This is a genomic window from Streptomyces sp. NPDC012508, assembly GCF_042902595.1.
Taxonomy (GTDB): Bacteria; Actinomycetota; Actinomycetes; order Streptomycetales; family Streptomycetaceae; genus Streptomyces.
On sequence record NZ_JBIBEO010000012.1, the window covers coordinates 99,998 to 109,127 of the forward strand.

General features: G+C 71.8%; 8 protein-coding genes. 5 read left to right on the top strand and 3 right to left on the bottom strand.

The window, feature by feature from the left end; genetic code table 11:
• Window position 1 precedes the first annotated feature (1 nt).
• Genes otsB through ACFY8U_RS34260 form a run of 3 tightly spaced genes read right to left on the bottom strand, consistent with a single transcriptional unit; the run spans window position 2 to window position 2,442 of the window.
• Window positions 2–850, bottom strand: a complete 849-nt coding sequence (gene otsB / locus ACFY8U_RS34250) for a trehalose-phosphatase (protein ID WP_361598914.1) — start codon at window positions 848–850, stop codon at window positions 2–4.
• A gap of 23 nt (window positions 851–873) precedes the next feature.
• Window positions 874–1,158 (bottom strand): DUF3263 domain-containing protein, encoded by a 285-nt coding sequence (locus ACFY8U_RS34255; protein ID WP_361598917.1) that lies wholly within the window; start codon window positions 1,156–1,158, stop codon window positions 874–876.
• Window positions 1,159–1,170: 12 nt separating this feature from the next.
• A complete protein-coding gene (locus ACFY8U_RS34260) occupies window positions 1,171–2,442 on the bottom strand; it encodes an ABC transporter substrate-binding protein (RefSeq protein ID WP_389576056.1) in 1,272 nt (423 codons plus the stop codon).
• Between the two features lie 209 nt (window positions 2,443–2,651).
• Between ACFY8U_RS34260 and ACFY8U_RS34265 the strand changes: the two genes are divergently transcribed.
• The 5 genes from ACFY8U_RS34265 to ACFY8U_RS34285 all read left to right on the top strand — a co-directional run bounded on the left by ACFY8U_RS34265 (window position 2,652) and on the right by ACFY8U_RS34285 (window position 8,996).
• Window positions 2,652–3,590 carry an ROK family protein gene (locus tag ACFY8U_RS34265; RefSeq protein WP_361598923.1) on the top strand — a complete coding sequence of 313 codons (939 nt, stop codon included), beginning with the start codon at window positions 2,652–2,654 and terminating at the stop codon, window positions 3,588–3,590.
• Window positions 3,590–4,735, top strand: coding sequence for an N-acetylglucosamine-6-phosphate deacetylase (gene nagA / locus ACFY8U_RS34270; protein ID WP_389576057.1), 1,146 nt, complete (start codon window positions 3,590–3,592; stop codon window positions 4,733–4,735). Before ACFY8U_RS34265 ends, nagA begins: the two co-directional genes overlap by 1 nt.
• Window positions 4,736–4,858: 123 nt before the next feature.
• Window positions 4,859–5,785, top strand: coding sequence for a 1-phosphofructokinase family hexose kinase (locus tag ACFY8U_RS34275; RefSeq protein ID WP_389576058.1), 927 nt, complete (start codon window positions 4,859–4,861; stop codon window positions 5,783–5,785).
• Window positions 5,786–6,087: 302 nt separating this feature from the next.
• Window positions 6,088–7,086, top strand: coding sequence for a hypothetical protein (locus tag ACFY8U_RS34280; RefSeq protein ID WP_389576059.1), 999 nt, complete (start codon window positions 6,088–6,090; stop codon window positions 7,084–7,086).
• A 38-nt stretch (window positions 7,087–7,124) separates the two neighbouring features.
• A complete protein-coding gene (locus ACFY8U_RS34285) occupies window positions 7,125–8,996 on the top strand; it encodes a glycosyltransferase (protein WP_389576060.1) in 1,872 nt (623 codons plus the stop codon).
• Window positions 8,997–9,130 lie beyond the last annotated feature (134 nt).

Below are 9,130 nucleotides of genomic sequence, written 5' to 3' on the forward strand. Positions count from 1 at the left end.
CTCAGGCCTCCGCGGCGCGTACCGCCTCCGCCAGGTCCGTCAGGAACCGCACGACCCCCTGCGGGCCCGGGACCGACAGGTCGGCGCGGTCCGAGAGTTCGTGGACCTCCGTCGAGCCGCTGCAGACCAGCAGGCCCGGGGTGCCGTTCGAGCGGAGCTTCTCCACGGCCGCGAAGGCGGGCAGGTCGCCCAGGTCGTCGCCCGCGTACAGGACGGACCCGGCGCCCACCTCCCGTACGTACTCCGCGAGCGCCACGCCCTTGTCCATGCCGGGCGGGCGCAGTTCGAGGACCATGCGGCCGGGTTCGAGGACCAGGCCGTGGCGGGTGGCGAGGTCGGCGAGCGGGGCCTTGAGCGCCTCGAAGGCCGCCTCCGGGTCGGTGGAGCGGCGGGTGTGGACGGCGACCGCGCGGCCCTTCTCCTCGATCCAGGTGCCCGGCCAGGCGCCGACGCCGTCGAGGAAGCCGGGGAGCTCGGCGCGTACGGACGCCACGCCGGGGTGGACGGCGGAGGCCTGGACGGTGCCGGTGACCGCGTCCCAGCGCTCCGCGCCGTAGTGGCCGAGGACGACGAGGTGGTCGAGGCCGGGGACGCCGGCGAAGCCGCCGTACCGTACGGCCACGCCCGCCGGGCGGCCGGTCACCACCGCCACCGAGGCGATCCTCGGGGCGAGGGCGGCGAGCGCGGGCACGGCGCCGGGGTGCGCGCGGGCCTGTTCGGGGTCCGGGACGATCTCGGCGAGCGTCCCGTCGAAGTCGAGGGCGACGACGGCCTTCTCCGGGCGCGCGAGAAGCGCGGCCAGACCGTCGCGGCCTGCGGATGTGGTCGGGTGCGGAAGGCTGCTGACCATACGACGACCCTACCGACGCGGGCTCACCGGCGCTGCTCCTTCTCCGCACGGACCCGGCGCAGCCGGTTGACGGTGACCGGGTCGTGGCGCAGGGCGCGCGGGTCGTCGAGGAGGGCGTTGAGGAGCTGGTAGTAGCGGGTCGCGGAGAGGCCGAGCTGCTCGCGGACGGCCCGCTCCTTGGCTCCGGGGCCGGGCCAGGAGCGCCGTTCGAGGGCGAGCACGGCCCGCTCCCGCGCCCCGAGCCCGGAGTCCTGCCCCGCGTCCCCGGCCCCGTCGTCGCTCGGTCCGGAGACGCTCGTGTCGGTCATACGAACAACCTATTACTCCGCGCTCTCGGCCGCGGTCGCCTCACGAGCGATCTGCCCCAGGACGTCGGAGGGCTTCGCCCCCGGGGTGACGGCCTTGCCGATGTTCTGCTTGATGTGGTCGCTGACCTGGGCCCAGGACGTCTTGCCGACCGGCGGGAGCTGCGAGTTCGGCAGCTCCGTGAGGAACTCGCGCAGGTTCTTGTGCTCCTCGTCGCTCTCCATCCGGGAGAACGCGCTGACGGTCACCGGCAGCAGGTCGTTGTCGCCCGCGAACTTCAGCACGTTCTCGTCGCTGAAGACGAAGTCGAGGAAGTCGCCGATCTCCTCGCGGTGGCCGTTCTGCTTGAAGCCCATGATCCAGTCGGCGACGCCCATGGACGCCTTGGCCCTGCCGGTCGCGCCGGGCAGGGCGACCTTGCCGACCTTGACGCCCTTCTTCTCGGCCTCCTGCATGAGCGAGGGGTGGCCGTTGAGCATGCCGACCTCACCGCGCGAGAAGGCGGCGAAGGCGTCCTTGCGGTTGAGCTTGCCGGGGGCGACCGGGCCGGTGAGCTTCTTCTGGACCAGGTTCGTCTTCAGCCAGTCGAAGGTCTCGATGTTCTGCTCGGAGTCGATCCGGTAGCGGTCGGTGCCGTCGGTGTAGCCGTCACCGCCGCTGAGCAGCCACATCATCGTCTCGGCCTGGGCCTCCTCCGGGCCGAGCGGCAGCGCGAAGGGGTACTTCACGTCCTTGTCCTTCAGCTTCTCCGCGGCGGCGGCCAGCTCGTCCCAGGTGGTCGGGGGCTTGCTGATGCCGGCCTGCTCGAAGAGGTCCTCGTTGAAGAAGAGCAGCCGGGTGGAGGCGACGAAGGGCAGGCCGTACTGGGTGCGCTTGTGCTCGCCGGCGGAGGCGAGGGGGGCCTGGAAGTTGGCCTGGACGGGGATGGAGAGCAGCTCGTCCGCCGAGTAGAGCTCGTCGGCGGCCGCGTAGTCGGCGTAGGCGCCGATCTGGGCGATGTCGGGTGCCTGGCCGGTCTTGACCATCTCGGCGACCTTGCGGTCGACGTCGTTCCAGGACTCGATCTGGACCTCGACCTGGACGCCGGGGTGCTCGGCCTCGTAGGCGGCGGTGAGCCCGTCCCAGTACTTCCTGGTGGTGTCGCCACCGGTCAGGTCGTAGTCGGCGGCGACCAGCTTCAGGGTCACGTCGCCAGAGTCGCTGCCGGAGAGGCCGCAGCCGGAGAGACCGGCGGTCATGCCCAGCGCGGCGAACGTCGCGGTCAGTCCAAGAAATCGCCGCTGCACAGCGTTGCCCCACCCTCGTGCTCGTCGTTGAGCTGTGATTTTCACAGAAGAGGAAGCATAAGGTCTACACCACTTGGGTAGATCCTCGGGATCGGGTGAAGGCCTTGTGAAGCCCGGCCCGGGCGGTTGCCGCCCGGATTTGTATCCCTGCGCAACAATATCGGCCAGTGGACTAGACCTTTCGGGCCCGCACGCGCGAGACTGTTCCCGTGAGACACGTCATCGCCCTCGATGTGGGCGGCACCGGCATGAAGGCCGCCCTCGTCGGCACGGACGGCACCCTGCTCCACGAGGCACGCCGCGCCACCGGGCGCGAGCGCGGCCCCGAGGCCGTCGTCGAGACGATCCTCGGCTTCGCCGCCGACCTGCGCGCCTACGGCCTGGAGCGGTACGGCGAGCCCGCCGCGGCCGCCGGAGTCGCCGTACCCGGCATCGTCGACGCCGAGAACGGCATCGCCGTCTACGCCGCCAACCTCGGCTGGCGCGACGTCCCGATGCGGACCCTGCTCAGCGAGCGCCTCGACGGCATCCCGGTCGCCCTCGGCCACGACGTCCGCACCGGCGGCCTCGCCGAGGGCCGGATCGGCGCCGGGAACGGCGCCGACCGCTTCCTCTTCGTGCCGCTCGGCACCGGGATCGCCGGCGCCATCGGCATCGGCGGGGTCATCGAGGCCGGCGCCCACGGCTACGCCGGCGAGATCGGCCACATCGTCGTCCGCCCCGGCGGCGCCGAGTGCGGCTGCGGCCAGCGCGGCTGCCTGGAGCGGTACGCCTCCGCCTCCGCCGTCTCCCACGCCTGGGCCGCCGCCTCCGGCGACCCGGACGCCGACGCCGCCGACTGCGCCAAGGCCGTCGAGTCCGGCGACACCAGGGCCGTACGGGTCTGGCAGGACGCCGTCGACGCGCTCGCCGACGGCCTGGTCACCGCGCTCACCCTGCTGGACCCCCGCACGCTCATCATCGGTGGCGGTCTCGCCGAGGCCGGGGAAACCTTGTTCACACCACTGAGGGCCGCCGTGGAGGAACGCGTCACGTTCCAGAAGCTGCCCGCCGTCGTCCCCGCGGCCCTCGGGGACACCGCCGGATGCCTGGGCGCGGGCCTCCTCGCCTGGGACCTTCTCTCCCTCGACTCGGAGGTATCCGCCTGATGGCCGTTTCCACAGTTCTCGCCGGTGCCCGTGTGGTGCTGCCGACCGGCATCGTCGAGAACGGACGGGTGATCGTCGACGGCGGTCGCATCGCGGGCGCCGCGCCCGCCGACGCGCCGGCGATCGACCTCACCGGCCACTGGGTCGTCCCCGGCTTCGTCGACATGCACAACCACGGCGGCGGCGGCGCCTCCTTCACCTCCGGCACGGTGGACGAGATCCTCACCGGCGTCCACACCCACCGGCTGCACGGCACCACCACCGTCGTCGCCTCCTTCGTGACCGGCGAGATGGACTTCCTGAGCACCCGCGCCGGACTGCTCTCCGAACTCGCCGAGCAGGGCGAGATCGCCGGCATCCACTTCGAGGGCCCGTTCATCGCCCCCTGCCGCAAGGGCGCACACGACGAGACGCTGCTGCGCGACCCCGACCCGGCCGACGTCCGCAAACTGATCGACGCCGCCCGCGGCCAGGCCAGGATGGTCACCCTCGCCACCGAACTGCCCGGCGGCATCGACTCCGTACGCCTCCTCGCCGAACACGGCGTGGTCGCCGCGATCGGCCACACGGACGCGACGTACGAGCAGACCGTCGAGGCGATCGACGCGGGCGCCACCGTGGCGACCCACCTCTACAACGCGATGCCCGCCCTCGGCCACCGCGCCCCCGGCCCGATCGCCGCGCTCCTGGAGGACGAGCGGATCACGGTCGAGCTCATCAACGACGGCACGCATCTGCACCCGGCCGCCCTGGAGCTGGCGTTCCATCACGCGGGGCCGCGCCGGGTCGCGTTCATCACGGACGCGATGGACGCGGCGGGCTTCGGCGACGGCCGGTACATGCTCGGGACGCTGGCCGTCGAGGTGAAGGACAGCGTGGCGAGACTCGTCGAGGGCGGCTCCATCGCGGGCTCGACCCTCACCCTGGACCGCGCGTTCAAGCGGGCCGCGACCGTCGACGGGCTGCCCGTCGAGTCCGTCGTCCAGGCCATCTCCGCCAACCCGGCGCGGGTGCTCGGCATCGACGACCGGGTCGGGTCGCTGGAGCCCGGCAAGGACGCCGACCTCGTCGTCCTCGACGCCGACTTCGACGTCAAGGGCGTGATGCGCAAGGGCACCTGGGTGGTCGAGCCGCAGTCGGCCTGATCGCGCCCGCACAGCGCAAGGCGGTTGGCCCGGGGACTGGGCCAACCGCCTTCCGTTTGGCATGATCGTGGCGCGTTCTACGGCTGTTCCAAGAACTTTCGACGGGCTACGGGGGTACGGCAGGTGATTCTTACGGTCACCCTCAACACGGCTCTGGACCTCACGTACCGCGTCCCCGCCCTCACCCCGCACGCCTCCCACCGCGTCACGCAGGTGATCGAACGTCCCGGCGGCAAGGGCCTCAACGTCGCCCGCGTCCTCGCGGCCCTCGGTCACGAGACGGTCGTGACGGGCTTCGCGGGCGGCTCCACGGGCGAGATCCTGCGCGGACACCTGGCGCCGAGCCCCGTCCGCGACGAGCTGGTCCCGGTCGCGGGCCCCACCCGACGTACGGTCGCGATCGTCGACACCACGACCGGCGACACCACCCAGCTGAACGAGCCCGGCCCCACCATCACGCCCGCCGAGTGGTCCGCCCTCACCGCCCGCTACACCGAGCTGCTCGCCGGCGCCCGCGCGGTGGCCCTGTGCGGCAGCCTGCCGCCCGGCATCCACGTCGGCGCGTACGCGGAGCTGATCCGGCTCGCCCGCGCCGCCGGCGTCCCCGTCCTCCTCGACACCAGCGGCGAGCCCCTGCGGCGCGGTATCGCCGCCCGCCCCGACGTGGTCAAGCCGAACGCCGACGAGCTCGCCCAGCTCACCGGCTCCCGCGAGCCGCACCGCGCCACCCGCGACGCCCGCCGCCGCGGCGCGCACGCGGTGGTCTCCTCACTGGGCCCCCAGGGCATGCTGGCCGCCACCGCGGACGGCCTGTGGCACGCGGCCCCGCCGGCCGCGGTGAAGGGCAACCCCACGGGCGCGGGCGACTCGGCCGTCGCGGGCCTCCTGGCGGGCCTGGTCGACGAACTCCCCTGGCCGGACCGCCTCACCCACGCGGTAGCCCTCTCGGCGGCGACGGTGCTCTCCCCGGTGGCGGGCGAGTTCGACCGGGGGGCGTACGAGGACCTGCTGACCCGGGTGACGGTGACGGACGAGGCCGAGGCCGCATAATCCGACGACCCGCGGAACCGAAAGGTCCCACGGGGCTCACGGCTGCCGTCTTCCTGACGGGGCGCCACAAGAACAGCTCGACCCGCGAAGATGATCGGATCGCATGTGCGATGTGAGGATGTGGGTGAGTTGATCGATCGTGAAGGAGAGTCGGGATGAGCGGCCAACTGGAACTTGCCGACGCATACGAAATGATCTATTCGGCGGCCTCGCGGATGATGTGGGTCCAGGAGAACAGGGTGTGGCGCCTGGACAGTGGGGGCGGACGGTGGTCGGAGGAACGCCGAGCGACGTGGCGGGAGTTGGAGGCGGCTCTGTCGGTCTCCGAAGGCCCCGCGCCGCAGGAAGGGGAACCCTCGGATCCGGCGCGCCATCTGATCTCTCGGCGTGCCGCCGGGCCGGTCGACCGCCCGATCACCTTCGCGGAGGCGGTGGCGGAGTGGGAGGCCCGGATGGCCGCGGATCCGGGTCCGTGGGAGACCCGGAGCGAGCCGTTTCTGGACGACTACCTGGTGCCGGGGCGGGCGGTGGTCGTGCCTGAGGGGCACATGATGACGCTGACCTTCCCGTTCGGTGACATGGTCAACAGGCTTGCGCCGGGCCGGCCCGCGCTGAAAATCGCCGGGGACACGGCGGAGCTGAGCCGACTGGTGCACGTCGCGGCCGACGACCTGCGGGCGGCGATGGGCGCGTCCGCCCCGACACCGCACCCGGTCGGGTCGGTCAACGTGGCGCGGGTGTCCCACCGGCCGTCCGACGTGGACGACCTGCGGCCTCGGTATGACGCACTGTTCCGGGCGGCCTCGCGCGCGTCGGAGAACATGCCAACCCTGGCGTACATGCGGCAGACCGGGGATGCCTCGGTGAAACCGACGACAACCAAGGCGGCGCAGGACGTTCAGAATCTGCTGGCCGGGCGGGCGCGGGTGTTCTGGCGGGAACGGCACGAGTTGATCGACCCGAGCGTGCACTCGACCGCCGGAGTGCAGTGGCCCGAAGGTCAGCCGGTTCCCAGGCCGATCGGAGACACGGCGGAATCCTTCGCCCGCCGTGAGGAACTCGGACAGAAGCCAAGGGCACCGCACCCCGGAGAGCGCCGCATCTTCCGCGAGAAGGGGGACCCGGATCACGTCGCCATCTCCGCCGTTCGCGCGGGAATTCTGGCGGAGCTCCTGGACGAGTACGCCGCGAGGATCCACCCGGGTGCGGAATCCGGCATCATGCACCTCTCCGCCTTCGACCTGACGGAATTCATCTCCGAAGGAATCGGCCGCGAACTGGCGGAAACCTACGGCTTCTGACACGGGGCGAGCGGTGATTGAGGAATACGGGGGGACCAATGGCTAAAAAGCGGTACAACATTCTCGTCGTGTCGGACAACAGCGGCCGAGGCGAGGGAGGCGTGGAGGTCTTCAACCAGGAGATGGCCGAGGCTCTCGCCCGCCACCACAACGTCACGTTGTTCACGGCCAACCCTGAAATGCCCCAGCACGAGGGCATACAGAGGATCGTGCAGACGCAGCCTCAAGGGGGGATGGAGCGACGGGATTGGATCGAGCATCTCGCCGGCCAGGATCCCACGGAGTACGGTCTGGAAGATCCGGCGAGCCAGCCCTACGACATGATCATCGGGCACTCACGCTTCTCCGGACCGGCCGCTGCTGAACTGCGGGAGAACTGGTACCCGGAAGCACGCATGGTGCACTTCCTGCACACAAGCCCTGAACGGCTGCCGTTCTTCAAGGGAGATCCCCTCGAGAAGGCGCAGGGAAAGGCGGCCAGGGACTCTGCTGTCGAGCGGGCAACAATGGCGCGCGCGGATGTCGCGGCCGGAGTCGGACCTCTTCTGTCGGAAGTAAGCAGGCAGCTTTCCGAAGACGGTCCGAACATTCCCCATTCCCATGAAGTGGTCCCGGGCACCCGAATTTACGATCCGGTGCAGCACGACCCCGCACCGGACCGACTGAACCTCCTGGTCATGGGACGGGTGAGTGACCCCCTCAAGGGCATGGACGACGCCGCGAGGGCGGTTGCCCTGCTGAACGAGGCCGGCGTTTCCATCCACCTCACCGTCCGAGGTGTCAAGGATGAGGAACTAGCAGATGCTACGGCCAGAATCGCAGAGCTCAGCGGCGGAAACGCGACGGTCAAGGGCCGCACGAGCAACGTCGAAGAGCTCAATGAGGACATCAGGAACTCCCACGCGGTGATCATGCCCTCGAAGCACGAGGGCTACGGCATGGTGGCGCCCGAGGGCCTTGCCCATGGAGTCCCGGTGCTGGTCAACGAGGAGAGCGGCGCCGCGATGTTCTTCCAGGACACCGATCGGGTGCCGGAGGAGATCGGCGAGCGGGTCGTGGTACCCGAGCCGCCCAACGGTGGCGACCGTGCCGAAGCGTGGTTCCAGGCGATCAACCGGCTGCAGGAGGAGCTCCCCCAGCGCCAGGCTGACGCCCTCTACCTGCGGGACGTACTCCAGCAGTACTCCTGGGACCACGCCGTGCAGGCCCTGGTCCAGGCGACCATGGAGCAGACGCCGCTGCCGCAGCGCGGGCCCGAAATGATGGCCACCGCCCAGGAGCGGGACGCGGCCCGCACGGTCCAGGGACCCAACGGGCAGGTACTTAGGCCCGAGGCGCCGGAACAAGGGCAGCAACAGGCGCCTCAGCAGGCCGCCATCGGCCAACAGCGGCAGGGGCCCGGGCAGGAGGGTCCGGGGCAGGAAGGTCCCCGGCAGGAGGGACCCGGGCAGGAGGGACCCGGGCAGGAAGGTCCCGGGCAGGAAGGTCCGGAGCAGGAAGGTCCAGGGCCGCGAACCCCCGGGCCGCAGACCCCGGCGCCTGCGACCCCCGGGCAGCAGACCCCGGCACCGCAGACCCCTGGGCAGCAGACTCCCGGCCAGCAGCCCCCCGGTCAGGAGAATCCCGCGCCGCAGACCCCCGCACCTCAGCAACCCGCACCGGAGCAGCCCCGGCCCGCGTGGCAGGCGGGTTTCACGCACACCCAGCCCGCCCCGAGGAGCGGCCCTGCGCCCGCCGCTCCCGAGAACAATGCGCCCTCGTGGCAGGCGGGCTTCACCCACAAGCAGCCCGGCGCCGCCGAGCGGCGCGGTACCTCCGCCCCGGCGCCCGGCGCCGGAGAGAGCGGTCCGGGACGGGCCGGGCCCCAGCAGGCGCCGCCCAGCCCCCGCGGCGACGGGGTCGGCATGTGAGTCGGGGGCGGGGGGGGGGGGGGTGGGGGCGGCCCCCCCCCGGGGGGGGGGGGGGGGGGGGGCGGCGGGGGGGGGGCCGGGCGGGGGGCCAGGGCCCGAGGGGAGCGGCCGGGCCCGCGCGCCGGACGGTGCAG